The following is a 20,842-nucleotide window of genomic DNA, read 5'->3' as shown; positions in this document are numbered from 1 at the left end:
ACTTTGCCAAAGTTTCAAACTTTGGCAAAGTTAATTCTCTCCGCTGGCACTTTTCTTGTAGCTCGCTCCTCATTTTCTCATTTTCTCATTTTCTCATTTCCTCATTTCCTCATTTCCAAATTCGTCCTACGACCTCTCTCAAAATATTTTCTTCATTATTTATTGTCAATTACTAATTATTTTGTACTTTTGCACTTTCTAACACAACAACACCAATTTTCAACAACAAAAAAATGATTAAAATCACACTACCCGACGGCTCTGTAAAAGAGTACCAAAGTGGGATTACTCCCGCCGAAATCGCAGCCTCTATCAGTGAGGGACTGGCGCGTAACGTCCTTTCTGCCAGCTTCAATGGCAAAACCATAGAAACCGTTACCCCCCTGACGACCGACGGTAGTTTAACATTATACACTTGGGATAGTCCCGAAGGTAAAAAAGCTTTCTGGCACTCCTCAGCGCACATCTTGGCACAAGCGCTCGAAGAGCTCTACCCCGGCATCAAGCTCACCATAGGTCCTGCCATCGCTAATGGTTTCTATTACGATGTCGATTTCAACGGCAAACCGATTTCCGAAAAAGATTTTCCTGCCATCGAAGCTAAATTCTTGGAAATCGCTCGTGGCAAACACCCTTTCAAAATGCGCCCTGTGAGCAAAGCCGAAGCCTTGTCGTACTATGCAGGCAAAAATGAGTACAAAACCGAACTCATCGAAGCCCTCGAAGATGGTACGATCACCTTCTGCGACCATAGTACCTTCACCGACCTTTGTCGTGGGGGGCATATCCCAAACACAGGTTTTGTAAAAGCTGTAAAAGTACTCAGCGCTGCTGGGGCTTATTGGCGTGGTGATGAGCACAACCCACAACTTACTCGTGTGTATGGTATCTCATTCCCTAAACAAAAAGAACTCACCGAATACCTCGAACTGCTTGAAGAAGCTAAAAAACGCGACCACCGCAAACTCGGTAAAGAACTTGAACTCTTTACCTTCTCTAACAAGGTAGGTCAAGGCTTACCTCTCTGGTTGCCCAAAGGAGCTGCCTTGCGCGAACGCCTCGAAGCCTTCTTGCGCAAAGCCCAAAAACAAGCCGGTTACGAGCAGGTAGTTACCCCACATATCGGTCATAAGAATTTATATGTAACCTCAGGACACTGGGATAAATACGGGAAAGATAGTTTCCAACCCATTGCCACCCCTAACGAAGGCGAGGAATATTTACTAAAACCGATGAACTGTCCGCATCACTGCGAGATATACAATTCACACCCTTGGAGTTATAAAGATTTGCCAAAGCGTTTTGCCGAGTTCGGTACAGTATATCGCTATGAACAAAGTGGCGAGTTACACGGCTTAACCCGCGTGCGTTGCTTTACCCAAGACGATGCGCACATCTTCTGTACTCCTGAACAGTTAGACGACGAGTTCAAACACGTAATCGATTTGGTGCTCTATGTTTTTGGCTCTCTTGGATTCGACAATTTTACCGCACAAGTATCGTTGCGCGACCCCGAAAACCCTACCAAGTACATCGGTAGTGATGAGAATTGGGCAAAAGCCGAAAATGCCATCATCAACGCTGCGAAAGAAAAAGGCTTGAGCTATGTAATCGAAACAGGTGAAGCCGCTTTCTATGGCCCTAAACTCGACTTTATGGTGAAAGATGCCTTAGGCAGAAGCTGGCAACTCGGTACCATTCAGGTAGATTACAACCTCCCAGAGCGTTTCGACCTTTGGTATAAAGGCGCTGATAATGAAATGCACCGCCCTGTAATGATTCACCGTGCACCTTTCGGAAGTATGGAACGTTTCGTAGCCATTTTATTGGAACACACCGCCGGAAACTTCCCATTATGGCTCAACCCGAGTCAAGCTATTGTGCTATCATTGAGTGAAAAATATGAAAATTATGCTCAAAAAGTTTTGAGATTGTTAGAAAATTCCGATATTCGCACCCTGATAGACAATCGTGCTGAAACTATGGGCAAAAAAATACGCGAAGCCGAAACCCAAAAAATCCCGTATATGCTCATTGTAGGCGAAAATGAAGAGAAAGAAGGCACCGTATCAGTGCGCAAATGCGGTGGTGAGGATTTAGGAAGTATGAGCGTAGAAGCCTTTGCTAAACTCATCAACGACGAAGTCGCTAAGTCAATTAAACAATTTGCTAATTAGCAAATTAGAATAGTGAAAGTAATTTTAAATTTAAATAGCCATCATAAAAAAAAGTAACACACCGGGCAGAGATGACAAACAACCTCATCGTATCAATCGCGACATCCGCGTTCCTGAGGTGCGTTTGGTAGGGGAAAACGTCGAAGGAGGCGTATACCCCACTCGCAAAGCATTAGAAATTGCTAATGAATTAGAACTCGATTTGGTGGAAATTTCACCAAACGCCACGCCTCCTGTTTGTAAAGTAATCGATTATAAGAAATTCCTTTATGAACAAAAAAAGCGTGAGAAAGAGATGAAAGCCAAAGCTACCAAAGTAGTAATTAAGGAAATTCGCTTCGGCCCTCAAACCGATGACCACGACTATGAGTTTAAGAAGAAACACGGCGAGAAGTTCCTCAAAGAAGGCTCCAAAGTAAAAGCCTACGTATTCTTCAAAGGTCGTTCTATCATCTATAAAGACCAAGGGGAAATTCTCCTCTTGCGCCTCGCCACCGACCTCGAAGACTATGGCAAAGTAGAACAAATGCCTAAACTCGAAGGAAAACGTATGACGATGTTCCTCGCACCCTTACCCAAGAAAAAATAATCAAAGATAAAAGGTAAGAAGTAACAGATAAGAGGTATGCAACCTTACCTCTTACCTCTTATCTCTTACCTAAAAAACGGAATTATATCAATAAAAATCTAAGCAAATGCCAAAAATTAAAACTAAATCTGGAGCTAAAAAGCGTTTCAAGCTCACCGGCTCTGGTAAAATCAAGAGAAAACACGCGTTTAAAAGCCACATCTTAACTAAGAAAGCTAAAAAACGCAAGTTAGCACTCACCCACGCTACGCTCGTTCACTCTAACGACGAAGCAAGCGTGAAGAAACAATTAGGCTTAAAATAATTGTTTAAATAGTAGGAAATTAATAACCGTGGAGTAGGTACCCCTAAGCGTTTGTTTTAAGCACAAACCACCTGCTACAAAAATTAAAAAAAAGGAATTTATGCCAAGATCAGTAAATGCTGTAGCTCGTAGAGCTCGTAGAAAAAAAATAATGAAGCAAGCCAAAGGTTTCTTTGGCCGCAGAAAAAACGTTTGGACGGTAGCCAAAAACGCTGTTGAGAAAGCAATGCAGTACGCTTATCGCGACCGCCGTAACAAGAAGAGAACCTTCCGCGCTTTGTGGATTGTGCGTATCAACGCAGGGGCTCGCTTGCACGGATTGTCTTACTCTCAATTTATGGGTAAACTTAAAGCAGCTGATATCCAGCTCAACCGTAAAGTTCTTGCCGATTTGGCAATGAACCACCCCGAAGCGTTCAAAGCTATCGTAGAAAAAGTAAAATAAACGTTTAACTAAAGATATAATTCCCTATAGAAAAAGCGACTCCTAAGGAGTCGCTTTTTTATTTTTCTTGTTACGGTCTTTCTGATATTCCACCTGCCCGTGCACTCATTTCGCCCATTTCCTTTTGTAGTCAAAGCCGGCGTTGAGTAATATTTTTTCCTTGTGCAGGTCTTCTAAATAGGCTAAATCGTTGTTGTAAAGAGGTTTGCTGAGGCATTCTACAGCTACGGGCTTGCCTTCTTTGGGCTCTAACAAAATATCGATAGTATAACCCCCAAACTCGTAGTCCATTGTGATACGCTGGTCGGGGTATTTTTCTTTAAGCTGACGGTAGGTTTGTTCTTTAAAAGCACTTTTACTTTGCTGGTCGATATCGGTGTGTTTGTGTCCGTAGAGATCGAGTTCCGATAGGATTTCACGGCGGAGAGCATCATTGCCGTCGCTTACGGCACGGGCGTAGGCAAGGTAGGCGTAGAGCACAGCGCGGCGGTTGTTAGCCCCTTCTTGCGCTAAAGCCTCTTTATAGGTGGCTAACAATTCCTCAGGTATAGAGTTGCACACGTATATCTGTTCCTTGGCGCGGGTGATAATCACGTTTAGCAGTTTGTAGCCTTTGGAGAAGTTCAGCGGACCAAAACTCTGTACGAACTTGCCGCCTTTCTTCTTGCCATAAGTTACCGATAAGATGATGATATCGCGCTCGTCACCTTGTATGTTTTCTAAGTTCTTGATAAAGAGTCCTGCTTGCTCTAAGGCGTTGATTTTCTCGCGGAAAGCCGTTTGAGTAGGGTCATTTTGCTTTTGGAGTATCTGTTTGCGTATGTAGTTGCGTTGGGTGATATTGAAGGTCGCAATCCCCACTGATGGATAACTACCGTCAGGACGAGGCTCTATTTGTGAGAGGATATGCAACACTTCGGCGGCTTCCTCACGGTTGATATGCTCATCAAAAGTGCCATTTACCTGAGTGAAATGGATAGGGATACGACTTTCGGTGCTGGGTAGCGGACGCAATCGGGCGTTGTAGAAAGCGTGGTTAGAAAAATCAATCAGATAAGGGTGTTTAGAACGATAGTGAAAATCTAAATGGTTCTTACTGAATTGGTACTCCAAAGCGTAATCCAAAAGCGACTCTATGTTCAGCATTGCGTTTTTGTAGGTGAGCACCTTGTCTTCTTCCTCGTTGTCGTCCTCATCTTCAGCACTACCGTCGAATACTTTGCTAAAGTAGTTAGACGGAGGCATTTGGTGTTCATCACCTGCGATGATAATCGTCTTGCCTTTGAGCATAGCCGGCAGGTTGTCTTCGAGTTTCAGCTGACTTGCCTCGTCGAACACCACATTGTCGAAATAGAAATTTTTGCCCTCAAATAGATTGCAACAAGCATCGGGGGTGGTGAGGATAATAGGGAAGAAACTCGTAAAGAGGTCGGTGTCTCTCATCGCTATTTGTCTCAAAGTAAGTCGGTTGTGTTTTTCACTTTTGCGTTTGTTGTAGAGGTTCGCCACAGTGAGCTCTTTGTTAGTCTCTTCAAACGTTTTTACAGCTTTGCGTTGCTGGGTATTCCAGTAGCCCTCGATAAAATCTTTTTGGGCAGAGGCGAAGTAGTGTACTTTCTTTTTAAAATCGGCGTAATCGCGCTCGTTGAAGTTTAGCGTGTCATCGGCATTTCGTTGCAAGAGCAAGGTGTAATAAGCGTAGAGGAAGGAGGCTTCCCAATGCGTTACTTTGGTAAGTGATAAAACGATGCGCTCTTGGAAGTCGTTGAGCGATTGGAAGAATGCAAACCACTCGTACTGAGCCACCAAAGGCTGTGCAGGGTCGGCTTGATAGCTGTTGTAAGTCGCCAAGCTGCGGGTGATAAAGGCTTCAAACTCGGCAAAGGTATTGCCAAAATTGACAGCGTCGAGCCAACTATCAGCTTCTATGCGGTTTTTAAGCGATTTCACTTCGCTTATGAGCTTGTCTAAATCGCCGTTTATAAACGATCGTTCGTAGTAATTCAGCAGGTCTAAGGCAGCGAAATCAGCATTGGCTTTGCTGTCGAAATTGGTTTGCGCTTGGGTGATGGCAAGAGTATACTCGGCGATAACAGTTTTGTTGAGCAATAAGTTATCCGAAATAGCAATCGACGAAAAATTGCGGTGCAAACTGAGCGCTTTAATCGCTGTACAGAGTTCTTGCAAGCGTTTTTGGGTTTTCAGCACCTGCTTTTTCTCAGCAGAAAAGAGTGCCGAGAGTTTATAGAAAAATCCTTTGGTAACCTCAGGTTGATACACAGGTGAAGTAGGGGGGAGGGTAGCGGTAATCAGCTCATACTCATTGCGATATTGCGCTAATGTGTCTAACTGTTGTATAAATTCTTCTTTGCGTTTGTGCAAGTAATAGGCTTTATAAACAGCTACCTGCTGCTGGATAACCTCCCACTGTTGTGCGTATTGTTTGAAGGCTTCAGCGAGTTGTTGTTGGGTGTTAAACAGATTGGTAGCGGTGAGTTTTTTGGGGTTAAACAGATGATTTTGAGCGTAAGGCGCATAGCGCTGATAGAGCGCCTCACCTTGTTGCCAAAGGGGTGCGAGAGAGGTGAACTCTTCATCGGTAAATTGAAAGGAAAAAGCTGAGAGGTCGAGTTCTTCTCTATTTGTTTCGTAGCGCATTAGCTCCGCCATTACATCTGTCCACGACAGTTGGTTGAGGAGCGGTTGGTTGAGTTTGTGGTGAATAGCATTGATATCTGTTGTGATTTTGCGCATTGCTTGCACTTGTTCGGCAAGGAGATTTTCGGGGAAGGCTGGTGTTTCTTTTTTAAACTCGGCATTATCAATATGGTTACGCACGGCATCTACAATAAACCTACGGTCGGCAATGGCGTCTTTTATCATTGTGCAATACTTACCCAAACCTTTGTTTTGCAAGGCGTTGTAGAGTACTTCGAGGGCAGTTTGCTTTTCACAGACTACTAATGTTTTCTGTTTGTTTTCCAAAGCATTGATAAGAATTGCCGTGAGCGTTTGGCTCTTGCCCGTACCTGGGGGACCTTGAATAAGTATTTTCTGCTGACTTTTCAGTGATTCCAAAATCGACTGTTGAGAGGGGTCGGTTTCAATAGCGCTCAGCGATTGGAATTGTTCGTTGGCTGTTGCCTGCAAAGGTACAAATTCCTTTTTCAGCGATTCGTAATCGTTGATGATGTTCTGCTTTTGGACTTCAAAGAGGGAGAGGATACCGCATTTTTCAATAAAGGCATCACCTTTGTTAGGCAAAAGTTCTTCGTACTCCGCTTTGGTTTTTAGAGGAAGAATTTCGGTATAGTTGTTCAGCAGGAAATCCAAGTTTTGGGTAACTTTCAGTTGGTTGAGGATATCCGAGCAAAGAGAGTGCAGTTCAGGTTTATCGATTTTTCCGTCTTCCAGCATCTCGTCGGGGATAGGTTTAAGGCTTACGCCCGAATCGTTTTGCAGGTGGTTGGTGAGCACCTCGTTCAGGTAGATAGGGTCGTCCTCATTGCGGCTTATCACCCACGTATTCATTTGGGTAGCAGGCTTTATCTTTACCGACCAAATTAGGATAGGCGCAGCCGTGAGTTGTCCGTCGCCCATATCGCGGCGCAACAGTATGGGGAAGCCAAAGCCGAGTGTGTTCACCCCTTTTTCGGAAGTGATAACCTCGCTTTGGAACATCAGGTTTTCGATGCTATCTACGAGTTTTTCGAGGGCGGGATTGCGTTCAAAGCTGTTGTTGCGGCTCTCGGAAGAGGTGCTACGGCGGTCTATATCAGTACTTTCGGTATCGTGAATAGAAAACGAAAAGTTGAGGTTGCGTAAGGTGAGTAAGTCGAGGATAAAGCGTTCGGGCAAGCTCTTGAAGATAGCCGAGAGACGTGCGACATCAAACTTATAGCGCGAAGCACCAGGAAGTGCATTGAGGTGCACGCCACGACGGTTACCCACTTTCAGTTTGTTTTGCAGAGCAGTAAATACTTCTTGGTTCATTTTTCAGTGCTAAAAGACGAAGTGTTTTATTTCTTGTTTTTATAGAAAATTTCAGAATGGCTACCTATTCTTTGAAGTATAATAGCCATATTTTCATCGTTTTGTTCCCAAATTAGTAACAAATCAGACTCTATATGGCATTCCCAACAACCTTTGTAATTTCCTGTTAAGAGATGTGGAAGGTTTTTCTTGGGAATACCTTCAGTTCCTTTGTACATCAGGACTTTTATAATTTCTTTTATAGCCTTTTTCTTAGCTTCCTGATTAGAGAATTTTTTGTATTCTTTTTTATAGGTAGTTGTTATAAAAATAGAATATTTAGGAATTTCTTCTTGCTCCGTATTATTCATTGTCTAAATCACTAAATAATTCATCAAGATTTTTATAACCTTTTAGTAGTCCTTCTCTAAACTCTCTTCTTCCCTCCTCAATAGCTCTTATAGTTTCCTCGTTAGGAATATACTCCTCTACGGGTTCTGCTACTACAGTAGGTTCGGCAATTACGTTGTATTTCTTGAAAAGTGATTCAAACATAGGAGCATTTTCCTTAGGAATACTCACATTATAATTAACCATTTCGTTATATTTTACAGTTCTCATATTTCTTTTTTTGGCAAAGATAATGCATAATTACCAAATCACCAAATTACTCTCCTTAGTCCTTAGCCCACTTCATTTCCTAAATTTAAATAAAAATCCTTTGTGAGCGACTTGTACGCCTCAGTATAAACCCCACGTTCCTTCTCAATAATAAGTACATCGATAGGGTAGGAGGAGAGCTCTTTTCTACTCAGTAGTAGCATACTCCGTTTTAGTTCAGCCGTAGCATTGCCTCGCGTATGAGTGATTTTCTGAGGAAAAAGACCATGACCCGACGCAAGAGCGATAAATCCTTCGGTTTCGCTATATGGCAAAATAACACTAAAAACACCCTCGTCCGACAGTAATTGGCTTACCCCTTCTAAGAGCTCCGAAAACGAAAGCGTATCAGTAAACCGAGCCGTGTTGCGCGCTTTTTCAGCTGTTTTATAATCAGCGGTATAGAAAGGCGGATTAGAGATGATAAGGTCGTACACTTCATCTATCTCCAAAGCAAATTCCTGAAACGAAGCGTGATAGCAAAACAAGCGGTCGCCCCATTGGCTCTCTTCGAAGTTCTCCGTGCATTCTATATAGGCTTTTTCGTCTATTTCTACGGCATCAATCACAACAGCGTCAGAGCGTTGAGCTAACATTAGCGACAATAAGCCCGTTCCCGCCCCAATATCCAGTATACTTTTAGGATTCTCAATAGGCGTCCACGCTCCCAATAGAACTCCATCAGTGCCTATCTTCATCGCGCTTTGTGCTTGCTTTACGCTAAATTGCTTAAACTTAAATGTCATATTCTCTTTGCTCCTTTCTCCTAGGTTATCAGTTTTTAATACACAAAAGTCGTTCTACCCCTTTTTCAACCTCTTTTTTTAATTCAAGCAAAGATACAAAATAATTACCAATCAGCAACCTCCTTCTAAATGTTTTTTTGACTTTCAGCATCGGCACCAGTCACATAGGAAATATATTCTACTCACCTACCAATAAAGCAGAATATATTACCATAGAATCTTCTTTTTATAGATTCCCACCTTTCAAAAAAGCACCTTTTATCCTATACCAATTGTCCAAGATTCGTTCAAGGTTCGTATAAGATACCTATATCATAGTATATTTTTCTTTTTGAAAATCCCTATTTTATTCTTCTTAAAAACTACCCGTGCGACTCACACCATCATTTTCTAATTTCCCAATTTTCTAATTTCCCAATTTTTTCCCTGCCTATGGCCTGAGGCCTCACATTTATCGCTTTTTCGTCGCCATTCCTAGTGCCTATGGCCTATGGCCTGAGGCCTCACATTTAATTTTCAAATTTGTATATTAAAAATTGTTTTTGTAGTTTTGCACCCTCAGTGAAGAATTATATAATAAAATAAGCATACAATGATATATTATTCTATTCTCACAATAAGCGTAGCCTACCTCATTTATATACTTGTAATGCAGGCAACTACCAACTTAAAAAGAGAAAAATCCATTGAAGAAAAACGCCAAAAATGGCAAAATGCTTTGGTAGACGAAGAAGATACCAAAGACAGAATTATGGAGCTCATCAAAAGTGAATACGGTGAGCCCACCACAAGTTCCGTCGAAAAAGGCGTATATACCGAAGGTATGCCCGACTTTTTGGTGAAAATGGCGCTCGGTAAGCCGTTAGAAGTCCAAAGTGCAGGATTCAAAGGCTCTACTACCGAACGTTGGCACTACAAAACCCTTACCCTCACATTCCAAAATAACAAACTCATCGGCTGGGAAAGCCACGATAACACCTCTCAAAAACCAAGATTATAATGTTAAAGGATTACTACGAAATATTAGGAGTTAGCCAAAAGGCTTCTGACGACCAAATACGCGACGCCTACAAAAAGCTCGCAAAAGCCTATCACCCCGATAAACATCAGGGCGACGATTTTTTTGCCGAAAAATTCAAAAGCCTACAAGAAGCTTACGCAGTCCTTTCCGACCCCGAAAGTCGTAAAGACTACGATGCCGACCTCGCCGCCGAGTTAAAAGGACAAAAGAAAACCGAAGAACCCAAAAAGCAAGCTAAAAAGAAAACCTCACAAAAAAATAGCGCCTCCTCAAAAGCTCGTACCGTAAAGGATTTGCCCTCTTTGATAGATATTTATTTCGAACAGAAAATCGCTACCGTAAAAACCCGTAAAGAGTACGACACTTTCTTAGCATCTCCCAAAAAACAGTACTCCTCTTGGGTGAAAATTGTGCTTGTAGTCCTTGTCATCATTTTAAGCACCATCTTGCTAAACCCTTCTTTCGGTCTCCTAAAAGAACTTTTGCCTTAATTAAGCTCAGTCGATAAATATAAATTAGATAATCAATAAAATTTGCGATATACACTTTGTCAAAGTGCTAAGCCTTTGATAAAGTCTATTAATGAGGCAAAAACTTAAATTTTGATTAATTTCTATAGCCCAAGCTATACTTCACTTTAACGAACGACAAAATTCAACTATCAGCAAACATAGATTTTACAGCTGTTGCCTTGGATACTTTTCGGTATCAATACGAAAACAACGAGGTATACCATCGCTTTTGTACCTTATTAAACTGCCTTCCTAATGAGGTAAACACACTTGAAAAAATACCTTTTCTTCCTATCGAATGTTTTAAAACTGAAAAAGTGTACTGCGGTCACACCACACCTCAGCAGATATTCACCAGTAGTGGTACAACAGGCGCACAAACCTCCCGACACTATGTGAAAGACCTTAGCTTGTATGAACAAAGCTTCCGTAAAGGCTTTGAACATTTCTACGGCAACGTTGAAGATTATGTAGTATTAGCTCTCCTCCCCTCGTATTTAGAGCGCACGGGCTCTTCCCTCATCACTATGGTAGCCGACCTTATTGAGCGCTCAGGTAGCCAGTACAGTGGTTTTTATCTCAACGAATACGACCGCTTAGCCCAGCGCTTACAAACCCTTGATGCTTCGGGCAAGAAAGTACTGCTCATAGGGGTATCCTTTGCGTTACTCGACCTTATAGCCGAGTATACTTTCTCTTTAAAAAATACGATTGTAATGGAAACTGGCGGAATGAAAGGTCGGCGTAAAGAACTCGTGCGCGAAGAGTTGCACGCAATGCTTTGCAAAGGCTTTGGTATCGAAATGATTCACTCCGAATACGGAATGACCGAACTGCTTTCGCAAGCCTATTCTGCTGGTAAGGGTATTTATAAGTGTGTACCTTGGCTCAAAGTCCTTATACGTGATACCAATGATGCGCTGAGCTATTTGCCTACTGGCAAAACCGGCGGACTTAACATCATCGATTTGGCTAATAGAGAATCGTGTAGTTTTATCGCTACCCAAGATTTAGGAAAGCTACACCCCGACGGTACTTTTGAAGTATTAGGACGCTTCGACAACGCCGATATCAGAGGTTGCAATTTACTCATTAGCTAATTTGCGTCGCTACACTTTGCCAAAGTTGCCTGTGCGGCTCGCACCTTTGGCAAAGTTTATTGCCCGTGCGGCTCGCACCCTGAAGACCTCAAAGCCATTGCGCTCTCAAAAGAGCAAGGAAACCTCGGTATGGTTACAAGCAATGACAATGTTTTTATAGAAATTCAATATTTTAGAAGTTCAAAACAACAACCTATATCTTGAGAATAAAATCTATAAAAATAAGAAGTATAAGATTTTTTACTCAAAAAGTCGCTTTTGCGGCTTGCCCCCTTCTCTTCGGAAAGTCTGCGAGAGCAGAGTATGTGGGGAATGGAGGTAGGCTTCTAAATGTGAACACCCTATCCGATTAACAAAAATCCTCCCTACCTATCGCTTTTACGTCGCATTCCTAGTGCCTGTGGCCTGTGGCCTAAGGCCTTACATCTAATTTCCCAATTTCCCCATTGAATCTTTCATTTTTTCAATTTCTTTTTGAGTTTCTTCTACAATTTTAGTATCTACACCTGCCTTTTCAGCACCGCGTTGTATTTCAGTTTTAATCTCATCGGTAGCATCGCGCAGTTGGCGCATTGCCTTTCCTAAACCACGCGCAATACTTGGGAGCTTATCAGCCCCAAAAAGGATTAAAACCATAAAAAGTATGAATATAATTTCTGAAAAACCCATAAAATCAATTAACAATTGATAATTAACGCTATGGCCTATGGTCTACTGCCTATGGCCTATTCACTGCAAAATTACATTTTTTTTGTCATAAAACAGCAAATATCATATTTTTTTTATACTTTTGCCCGTATGAAAAAGGTAAAATATTATTACGACCCCGATACGCTCTCGTATAAACGCATCCTCTCCCGAAAGCGTACAAAGGTGCGCAATGCTTTAATTTTTCTTACAGCTGCTGCACTCTTCGGGATTTTATTCTCTTTTATAATGATTAACTCGCGCTTGTTTTTCACCCCCCGCGAGGTGGTATTAGCACGCGAGATTAAAACCTATGAAACCAACTACCAAATCCTGAACAAAAAGATGGAATTGGCGGAAGATGTGCTTGCCGACCTTGAAGAACGCGATAATAATATGTACCGCCTTTACTTCAACGCTCCTATTATCCCCGATAGTGTTCGCAAAAGCCTCAAAGACCCTAACCGCTATAAAAACCTCGAGAAATACGGAAACTCCAAACTTGTTGCCAATACAAACAAACGCTTAGATATATTGCGAAAACAGTTGGTCGTACAGTCGAAATCGTTAGATGAGATTGCTAAACTTTCTAAGGCAAAGGAAAAATTCCTGTCTTCTATTCCTGCCATTCAGCCTATTAATAATAAAGATTTAAAGCATATGGCATCGGGTTATGGTTGGCGTATCGACCCTTTTACCAAAGCGCGTAAGTTCCATTATGGTATGGACTTCACTGCTCCCCAAGGCACTCCTGTATATGCTGCGGGCGATGGTGTAGTAGCACGTGCCGATAGCAATGCCTCAGGTTATGGTAACCACATTCGCATCGACCACGGTTATGGTTATGTAACTCTCTACGGACACCTTTCGGCTTACAATGTGCGTGCAGGACAACACGTCAAGCGTGGCGACCTCATAGGAAGGGTAGGAAGTACCGGTCGCTCAGAAGCTCCACACCTGCACTACGAAGTGATAAAGAACGGCGAACACATCAACCCGATACACTTCTATTATGGCAACCTCACCCCGAGCGAATACACCGAGATGCTACACGTTTCTACCCAAGAAAATCAATCGCTTGACTAAGATGATTGGAAATAGTATTTTGTTAATTAAACCCATATGACTCACCATAATCTTCCCCAGAATTGGGACTTCTTTATGTGCCATATCGAAGGCGTCCCAGCTTCTATACGCACCAATTTAGCCTTGTTTGAGCTTGCTCCTCTCGAGGGCTTATCGCAACGTTTACAGTTTTATATAAAAATGAAAAATCCTACCTCTGATGGATTTCCTTCAAAGGAGGAGTATCCTATCCTCTGTGATATAGAAGATGCCATAAGCGAGAAAGCCGAAGCCACAGGAGCAGTATTGGCAGGTGTGGTAAAATCCGAAGGCTTTTTAGAGCTTTGGTTTTACTGTAATAATGCGGAAGTTTTAGCACAGACTTGCGAAGAAGCATTACAAGCTTTTGAGGGATATAAATCGGGATATAATACCGCTGAAGATACCCAATGGGAAGATTATTTCGACTTCCTTTATCCTGATGAGTTTTCTTATCAAACGATGCAGAACAGAAAAGTGCTAATGCAACTTGAGAAGAAAGGGGATAAGATGGAAGTGCCTCGTGAAATCGACCATTTTATCTACTTCAAAAGTGAGGCACAACAACAAGGTTTTGCCGAGAAAGTAGCCGAAAAAGGCTATAAAGTGCGTTTGAGTGATGAGAAAACAGTAGAGGAACGGAAATCCGAAGGACATACTTTTCCTTACACCGTCGAAGCCACACGTGAGGACAGCCCGTTAGATATCAATAATATCGTATGGGAACTGATAGAGCTCGCTTCTTCTTTTGAAGGAGAATACGACGGCTGGGGCTGTGTGAATGTAACTGATAACTGATAATTTCTTAGAGAAATGGATATTGTATTACCCGATAAACTGTATTACACCATAGGAGAAATAGCAAGAGCTTTCAATGTGAATGCTTCTCTTATTCGCTTTTGGGAAAAGGAATTTTCTATTATCAGCCCGAGAAAGACGAGTTCGGGAAGCAGGAAATTCTCTCCTGATGATGTTAAGAAACTCCAGCTCATCTATCATTTGGTAAAAGAGCAAGGCTACACCCTTGAAGGGGCGCGTCAACGTCTTAAAGAAGACAAGCAGAAACCTCTTACAAACCTTGATGTGGTTACAAAGTTAGAGCGTGTAAAGCAAATGCTTATCGATATCAAAGAAAATCTTGAATAACAAAAAAGCTGTACGATGTAACTATACTCGTACAGCTTTTTTAGGAAAAAACATCAATATTAATTTGTATCTATTTCCAAAGAATCACCAGCGTTTCTTCAGAGGATAGGCGTGCGGTATTAGCTGTTGCACTTCCTCCCTTATCCGCAAAAACGACCGAAGGATTTACTCCTTTGGGGCAACGCAATGCTACTGTGGTAGCTTGTGGGCGTTTGTTAATGAGTATCGTAAGATATTGATTACCTTTTTGCATTGTATACATTTGCACTCCTTTTTGGTAAGTTTCAAACTGAAAAGGGACTGCCGCTTGCACTTCGGCGAGTAGCAAATGCGAAAGTGCTTCCCCTTTGCCACTGCGCAAAGCGCCCAACCCCAATAGCGATGGAAACCAAAAGGTCTCTCCCCTTACAAAGCGATGTCGCGTTGCCAACACACTATTTCCTTCTTGGGCAACTATTTGTCCTTGAGTATTGTAGATACTTCCTTTCCAAAGGTGGGTGGGCAGAGGTGCGTTTTGGTAATTTACACTGAAATCGGTAGGGAGGCATTTTACTTCTTTCAGCGCTCCCCCTAATACATCTTGTAGCGGAAATCCCGTGTGATGTAGGGCAAACATATTTTCGTCATAGAACGCGCTGAGTCCTTCCATTATCAGTTTGCCGCCATTGCGTACAAAGTTGTGCAGGGGTTCCCAATAACGCGATGGGAGGCTTATTTGTCCTGATAAAATAATGGTTTCACCTTTGTAAGAGGGTTTGTTCCAGTTGAACTCATCAAAGCATTGAAACTGACTATTGATACCGTTTTCAAGTAGGGTTTCGTACATTGCAAATGCCGATTTCATAGCGCCTCCCGTGTTTCTGCCCTCGTAATCATTGTTGGCATTATCATTTAGTTGAGCTTTCTTTTCTACCCAAAGTGTTTCGCGGGTATAGAGGATATGAATATTAGCTACTACAGGTTTAAATTTGCTGATATTGATTTTTCGGAGTGTTTTGGCAACTTCGGAGGCAGCAGTGAGTCGGTCGGTAGGTTGGTTTTGGAAATCTACGAGTGCCCATTCACCTGCTTCATCGCCCACAGCACGTGGGTTTAAGCACCAAAATAGGATGTGTTCAGCACCGTTGCCAATGCTCGTCCACAGCCATTGGGTGATTTCTTCTTTGGTAGGGCAGAAGGCTTTATAACCGCTATAAGTGTTGTTGCCCCCTTGCAATTCGGTTACCCAAAAAGGCAATTCGCCTGCTCCCGAACGTATGATAGCGCAATTCGCCCCCAAAGCTGTAGCATACTGATTTCTGTGAAGCATAGTGTAATGCCAACTGGGGTGAGCCGAAGCGCCTAATGAACTTAGGAAGTTGCGCCAAGCGGGGAAGTTGTATTCGGCAATATTGCTGAATATTTGGTGAGAATTGACGTGCAAATAGGCATTAGGGTCGTATTTTTTTACCTCATTGGCAATCCATTGTAGGTACCAAGTGTTGTAGTGTAGCAAGAACTGTTGAGGGGCGAAATCTACTATTTGTGGGTAGCCTTTGCTGTTGTAGGTAGTAGGTTGTAGTGTTTTGAGCCATTCACTTTTTTGGGTATTAGCAAAAGCATCATTAGGTACCCAACCTCCTGTACCAGGTTCGTTCATCAGCACCCAACCATAGAGGGCAGGAGAGGTTTTGAAATGGGTTACTACTTGCTTGATATAGGTAGCAATTTCTTGTAGATGTGACTGTGAATAAGGGTGTTTAAAGCCACCTAACGAATTGTCGGGCGCAGCGGGGAAGAGCGTGCCTACAATCTTCACATTGTACCGCTCAGCAGCTTTAAAAGCCTTGTCGAACAGCGAGAAATCCCAAGTACCGTCGGGGCGCTTCATATAGTTCTCAAACATACGAATGCGGCAACAGTTCATTTGGTGCTCGCTAAGGAGTTTGAACCAAGTATTTATCTCCTCATCGGTTTGACCAGGCTCTATGAACACCTGTGCAACAATGGGTGATACATAGGGTTGCGCTTTCACAGTGGTAGTGATGGAGGCAATCCCAAGTAATAAAAGCCATATATAACTTCTTAAAAACATACAAATACTTTTTTGGTGGTACATTTTGTGGTGCAAAGGTAAGGTGATAAAGTCTTTATCCACTTATCTTTTCTTTTAGAAAACTTATCAAATTAGTTTATACGCTTCACATTTCACTTTCTCCTTTCAAATACTCTCGCGGTGAGGCATTGTAGAACTTCTTAAACGAGCGACTGAAATTTGATAGCTCTTGGTAACCCACCTTATAGGCTACTTCCGAGATATTCAAATTACCTTGCTTCATCAGTTCGGCAGCGGCGGTCATACGTACTTGTACAATCACGTTGTAAGGGGTGGTGTTCATAATGGCTTTTACCTTTTTGAAGAGTTGGTTGGTGCTCATATTTAGGGCATCGGCAAGGGCATCAATACCAAACTCGGGGTCGCTGAGGTGTTCCATTACAATGTTGTTCACTTTATCTACAAACTCTTTTTTCCAAGGTTGTCCGATGAGTTTTTCGCGGTACACATTCAGGTCAGATGAGGAGCTGTACTGTTCCCACAGCTTCTTACGCGAAAGCAGTATATTTTCGATGCGCTTGCTGAGGATTTTAGCCGAAAAAGGTTTGGTAATATAGTCTTCTACTCCCAAACTATAGCCCTCTCCCACTTGCGATTCCTTGTCTAAGGCGGTGAGCAGAATGATAGGAATATGGTTTGTTTTTTCGTTGGCGCGCAGTTCTTTTACCATTGAAATGCCATCGCGTTTAGGCATCATAATATCCGATACGATAAGGTCGGGGATATGGGTAATAGCCAATTCTAAGCCCTCTTCGCCGTCGCGTGCCAATAGTACGTGAAAATGCTCGTTAAGGATATGTTGTATATAATCGCGCATATCGTCGTTGTCTTCCACTACCAAAATAGTCTCTTCCTTGTCGGTTGCATTTTCTTGTGGAGCTATTTCTTTTACCGCTTGGGTAGTGTCTATCTGTTGCAAGGTGATAGACGCCTCGTCGTGGAGTTGTGGCACATCTAAAATAGGCAACAATACCGTGAAGGTAGCCCCTTGTTTTTCTTCACTTTCCACCTCTATATGTCCTTGGTGTAGGTCGACAAGGTCTTTGGTGAAGGCGAGCCCTAAGCCAGCCCCCTCGTTGTGGATTTCTTTTTGGCGTTTGCCTTGCAAGAAAGCCGTAAAGAGCTGTTTTTGTTCTTCTTTGGAAATGCCAATGCCCGTATCGGCTATCTTTATTTGCAAAAACTTCTGCTGATTTTGCACCACAGTAGCAATGAGCACCGTGATTGCACCTTTTTCGGGGGTGTATTGGAAGGCATTTCCGATGAGATTGTAGAGAATTTTGTCTAATTTATCGGCATCAAAAGGCATCCACAAGCTGGGCATTGTACTCTTGATAGTGTATTGTATTTGTTTTTCTAAAGCCAGATAAGCAAAGGTTTCACTCACTCCTTTCACAAATTTCACTACATCGTCGTATTGCAAATTCAGCTCTAATTTGTTCTTTTCTAACTTTCTAAAATCGAGTAATTGGTTGATGAGGCGCATCAGTTTTTGGGCGTTGCGCAACATCATTGTATACTTATCTTTGTATTCCTTAGGAGAGTTCTCATCATCTACCATTTGGTTCAGCGGACCTACAATCAGCGAAAGCGGTGTTTTGAACTCGTGAGAGATATTAGAGAAAAAGTTGGTTTTCATCTCGTTGATTTCGTACATACGCTGGGCTTCCAATTGTGAGATACGCAGGTTCTGCTTGTCTCTTTCCTTGATGGTGTAATACTTCACGATAAGCACCAGTAACCCCACCCCCAGCAAGGCGTAGAGAATATAAGCCCAAGTTGTTCGCCAAAGCGGAGGGGCTACTATTATCTTAATTGTAGTAGGTTTTTCGCTCCACACCCCGTCGTTGTTAGTGGCTTTTACTTTGAAGATGTAAGTACCTGGGTTGAGGTTTGTATAGGTAGCAATGCGCTCGGAAGCATCGTAAATCCAATCGCTGTCGAAACCTTCAAGCATATAGGCGTATTGGTTTTTGAAAGAAGCGCGGTAGTTCAATGCCGAAAAACGGAACGATATTACTGATTGCCAATGTTTGAGGTGAATGCTTTGGGTCTCATCTATCACCTCGCTGAGCACCCCGCCTTCTTCTGGTCGTACCGATTTGTTGAATATTTGAAAATCGGAAATTACTACTTTGGGTTGGGTTTGGTTAAGGGTAAGCTGTTGAGGATAGAAAGTATTAAAACCGTCTTTTCCTCCAATGAGTAGCTCGCCGTCTTTGGCTTGTGCAAAAGCCCCTAATTGAAAGCCCGAATTTTGCAAGCCATCGTACTCGTTGAACACTTGAAACTGTTGGTTTTTTGGCGTGTATTTCAGTACTGCCGAAGGGGTACTCATCCACAGATTGCCACTGTTATCTTCTGCCAAACCGAAAATAGGGTCACCATAGTCGGTGCCTTTACGGCAAATGAGTTCAAAGCGTTCGGTTTTCTTGTCGAACTTGTGTAGCCCTCCTTTGGTGCCTATCCACAAGGTGCCGTCCTTGCTCTCGTGAATAGCCGTAATAAAGTCGTTGCTCAGGGTGTGTGTGTTGTTTTTTAGGGCTGTATAGGTGTGTTTAAGTTTTAGGTCGCGGGTGTAACAACGCAAGCCTTTTTCGGTGCCTACCCATAAAAGCAGGTCTTGGTCGCGGTGAATTACGTGGGTTTTATCTTCGGGGTAGATAATGTTTTTACTTTCAAATAGCGGGGTAAAAACACCCGTAGCGGGCTGGTAGTTGATTGCCCCTAACTCGGTAGCAAGCCAAAAGGAATGATCCCAATCTTTGGTAATTTGATAGACGTTGCGGTAGGTGTAGTTCGTACCGGTAGGCACGGGAATGGGCACCTGACTAAAACTATTGGACGAAGGGTTGTACTTAATCAGGTAATTGGCGTAGTTGCCTATCCAAATATTGCCTTCGGCATCTTCACAAAAAGCCTGATAGAGCTGGGTATTAGGGTTGTAGGACTGGTTGCTAAAAGCAGTGAGTGTTTTCCTATCGGGATTGAGTTTATCAATATGGTTTAAGCCACCTATCCAGAGGTTGCCTTTGCTGTCCTTAAAGATAGCGCGCACTTGTTTTTCCGAAAGAAAATTCTTGTACCTCACCCATTTGAATTGGGCAGGGGTAGGACTAAAATAGTAAATCCCTGAGGCGGTACTCACCCACATCAGCTGACTTTTATCTTGGTAGATGTGATTCACACTTTCATTAGCGAGTTGCGGGTTTTGCAAGTCGGTAATGGTGTGAGTGTTTTTGTTGAGAAGTTTGATGCCCTCGTTGGTCTCTATCCAAATGTTGTGCTGACCGTCATCGGCTACCGAAAGTACGTTCACATTGTGCGTACAAGGGGTCGCACCACACACCGCATAACGTTGGTAGTTTTTCGTTTTTTCATTTAAGCTATACAAACCACCGTGTGCCGATGATACCCAAACCGTGCCTTCTGGGTCTTTGTAGAGGTTGAAAATGTGCTTGCATACCTTCTCATCAGTGTCGTTTGTATGCCAATAAGGGTGTAGTTCAAATTGTTTTTCCTTGCGGTTAAAGCTATACACCCCGCCACCCCACGAACTGAGTATGAGCGTGCCATTGGTAGCTACCATACCTGTAAGGGCGTTGTTCAGGGGTTGGGTAGTACCTTTTTCTCGGATGTCGTAATGAGTAAAAACTCCTGTTTTGGGGTTGAGCATATCCAGTCCGCCGCGGTCTACGGCTATCCAAATCATACCCACCTCGTCCTCTACTATGCCCGCTACATCGTTATAGCTAAGGCTATTACTCCCTTTTTGATGTTTGTAGGTGGTGAAGATACCCGTGCGCAGGTTCAGTTTGCTGAGTCCTTCGCCTTTTAAGCCAATCCAAAGGTTGTGCTGACTGTCTTCAAACAAACACCTGATAGAGTTTCCTGCAAGGCTGTTCTTCTGGGTGCTATTGTGCTTATATACAGTGATATCATAGCCGTCAAACTTGTGCAAACCGTCATCAGTGCCTATCCATATAAAACCTTTTGAGTCCTGCAACATACTGGTAACCTCATTGCTTACCAATCCGTTGTGGGTGGTGATTTTGGATAGATACGCCCAGTCCTGCGCTGAGAGCAACACAGGAAATAACACCCATATTATGTAGAGTAGTTCCCTCATTTTCCAAATTTGCTAATTCCCAAATTTTCTAATTTACTAATTCCCTTTTCCGTCACTACATTCCCCCTTTGAGCGGAAGTTCGCGAGAGCGGAGTATGTGAGAAGGAAAATTTTTTCACCTCATTACCTTCGTCATTCGTCATTCGTCCCTCGTC

At 42.8% G+C, this 20,842-nt stretch carries 17 protein-coding genes; 10 read left to right on the top strand and 7 right to left on the bottom strand.

What is annotated here, in order from left to right:
- Nucleotides 1-233: 233 nt before the first annotated feature.
- The 4 genes from thrS to rplT all read left to right on the top strand — a co-directional run bounded on the left by thrS (nt 234) and on the right by rplT (nt 3,515).
- The gene (gene thrS / locus HMPREF9078_RS07840) at nt 234-2,177 is read left to right on the top strand and encodes a threonine--tRNA ligase (RefSeq protein WP_009420169.1); all 1,944 of its coding nucleotides are present in this window, start codon (nt 234-236) and stop codon (nt 2,175-2,177) included.
- A gap of 91 nt (nt 2,178-2,268) precedes the next feature.
- Nucleotides 2,269-2,766, top strand: a complete 498-nt coding sequence (gene infC, locus HMPREF9078_RS07835; RefSeq protein WP_106096058.1) for a translation initiation factor IF-3 — start codon at nt 2,269-2,271, stop codon at nt 2,764-2,766.
- A 106-nt stretch (nt 2,767-2,872) separates the two neighbouring features.
- Nucleotides 2,873-3,070, top strand: coding sequence for a 50S ribosomal protein L35 (gene rpmI, locus HMPREF9078_RS07830; protein WP_002674635.1), 198 nt, complete (start codon nt 2,873-2,875; stop codon nt 3,068-3,070).
- A 100-nt stretch (nt 3,071-3,170) separates the two neighbouring features.
- Nucleotides 3,171-3,515, top strand: coding sequence for a 50S ribosomal protein L20 (rplT, locus tag HMPREF9078_RS07825; protein ID WP_002674637.1), 345 nt, complete (start codon nt 3,171-3,173; stop codon nt 3,513-3,515).
- A 105-nt stretch (nt 3,516-3,620) separates the two neighbouring features.
- Here the strand turns inward: rplT and HMPREF9078_RS07820 are convergent, their stop codons facing one another.
- The 4 genes from HMPREF9078_RS07820 to HMPREF9078_RS07805 all read right to left on the bottom strand — a co-directional run bounded on the left by HMPREF9078_RS07820 (nt 3,621) and on the right by HMPREF9078_RS07805 (nt 8,893).
- Nucleotides 3,621-7,508, bottom strand: coding sequence for an ATP-binding protein (locus HMPREF9078_RS07820; RefSeq protein WP_009420168.1), 3,888 nt, complete (start codon nt 7,506-7,508; stop codon nt 3,621-3,623).
- Nucleotides 7,509-7,534: 26 nt separating this feature from the next.
- On the bottom strand, nt 7,535-7,858 hold the full coding sequence (locus HMPREF9078_RS07815; protein ID WP_009420167.1) for a type II toxin-antitoxin system YafQ family toxin: 324 nt from the start codon (nt 7,856-7,858) through the stop codon (nt 7,535-7,537).
- Nucleotides 7,851-8,108, bottom strand: a complete 258-nt coding sequence (locus tag HMPREF9078_RS07810) for a flagellar motor switch protein FliM (RefSeq protein WP_009417376.1) — start codon at nt 8,106-8,108, stop codon at nt 7,851-7,853. Before HMPREF9078_RS07810 ends, HMPREF9078_RS07815 begins: the two co-directional genes overlap by 8 nt.
- Before the next feature lie 62 nt (nt 8,109-8,170).
- The gene (locus tag HMPREF9078_RS07805) at nt 8,171-8,893 is read right to left on the bottom strand and encodes a tRNA1(Val) (adenine(37)-N6)-methyltransferase (RefSeq protein ID WP_009420166.1); all 723 of its coding nucleotides are present in this window, start codon (nt 8,891-8,893) and stop codon (nt 8,171-8,173) included.
- A gap of 592 nt (nt 8,894-9,485) precedes the next feature.
- On the opposite strand from HMPREF9078_RS07805, the gene HMPREF9078_RS07800 reads away from it, so the two are divergent.
- The 3 genes from HMPREF9078_RS07800 (at nt 9,486) to HMPREF9078_RS07790 (ending at nt 11,526) form a co-directional block, all read left to right on the top strand.
- Entirely contained in the window at nt 9,486-9,893 is a 408-nt protein-coding gene (locus HMPREF9078_RS07800; RefSeq protein WP_009420164.1) for a hypothetical protein, read from the top strand.
- A complete protein-coding gene (locus tag HMPREF9078_RS12300) occupies nt 9,893-10,405 on the top strand; it encodes a DnaJ domain-containing protein (protein WP_009420163.1) in 513 nt (170 codons plus the stop codon). The genes HMPREF9078_RS07800 and HMPREF9078_RS12300 overlap by 1 nt, the downstream gene beginning before the upstream one ends.
- A 200-nt stretch (nt 10,406-10,605) precedes the next feature.
- Nucleotides 10,606-11,526: an acyltransferase gene (locus HMPREF9078_RS07790; RefSeq protein ID WP_051035611.1), complete on the top strand. Its 921-nt coding sequence runs from the start codon at nt 10,606-10,608 to the stop codon at nt 11,524-11,526.
- Nucleotides 11,527-11,952: 426 nt separating this feature from the next.
- Here the strand turns inward: HMPREF9078_RS07790 and HMPREF9078_RS07785 are convergent, their stop codons facing one another.
- Complete coding sequence (locus HMPREF9078_RS07785; protein WP_009420160.1) at nt 11,953-12,195, bottom strand: twin-arginine translocase TatA/TatE family subunit; 243 nt, start codon at nt 12,193-12,195, stop codon at nt 11,953-11,955.
- A gap of 129 nt (nt 12,196-12,324) precedes the next feature.
- Here HMPREF9078_RS07785 and HMPREF9078_RS07780 point away from each other — a divergent pair, with 129 nt between their 5' ends.
- The 3 genes from HMPREF9078_RS07780 to HMPREF9078_RS07770 are packed head-to-tail and all read left to right on the top strand — an operon-like array spanning nt 12,325 to nt 14,463.
- The gene (locus tag HMPREF9078_RS07780; RefSeq protein ID WP_002675822.1) at nt 12,325-13,299 is read left to right on the top strand and encodes a M23 family metallopeptidase; all 975 of its coding nucleotides are present in this window, start codon (nt 12,325-12,327) and stop codon (nt 13,297-13,299) included.
- 36 nt (nt 13,300-13,335) lie between these two features.
- Nucleotides 13,336-14,115 carry a DUF695 domain-containing protein gene (locus HMPREF9078_RS07775; protein ID WP_009420158.1) on the top strand — a complete coding sequence of 260 codons (780 nt, stop codon included), beginning with the start codon at nt 13,336-13,338 and terminating at the stop codon, nt 14,113-14,115.
- Between the two features lie 15 nt (nt 14,116-14,130).
- Nucleotides 14,131-14,463 (top strand): MerR family transcriptional regulator, encoded by a 333-nt coding sequence (locus tag HMPREF9078_RS07770; RefSeq protein WP_009420157.1) that lies wholly within the window; start codon nt 14,131-14,133, stop codon nt 14,461-14,463.
- Between the two features lie 70 nt (nt 14,464-14,533).
- Here HMPREF9078_RS07770 and HMPREF9078_RS07765 read toward each other — a convergent pair whose 3' ends face one another.
- Together HMPREF9078_RS07765 and HMPREF9078_RS07760 are read right to left on the bottom strand one after the other, a co-directional pair.
- A complete protein-coding gene (locus HMPREF9078_RS07765) occupies nt 14,534-16,600 on the bottom strand; it encodes a beta-galactosidase (RefSeq protein ID WP_034543284.1) in 2,067 nt (688 codons plus the stop codon).
- 43 nt (nt 16,601-16,643) lie between these two features.
- Entirely contained in the window at nt 16,644-20,687 is a 4,044-nt protein-coding gene (locus HMPREF9078_RS07760; RefSeq protein WP_009420155.1) for a hybrid sensor histidine kinase/response regulator transcription factor, read from the bottom strand.
- Nucleotides 20,688-20,842: the final 155 nt, after the last annotated feature.

This window comes from Capnocytophaga sp. oral taxon 380 str. F0488, assembly GCF_000318255.2.
Classification (GTDB): domain Bacteria; phylum Bacteroidota; class Bacteroidia; order Flavobacteriales; family Flavobacteriaceae; genus Capnocytophaga; species Capnocytophaga ochracea.
Note: the sequence above shows the minus strand (reverse complement) of the source record. Positions and strands in the feature narration are given on the sequence as shown.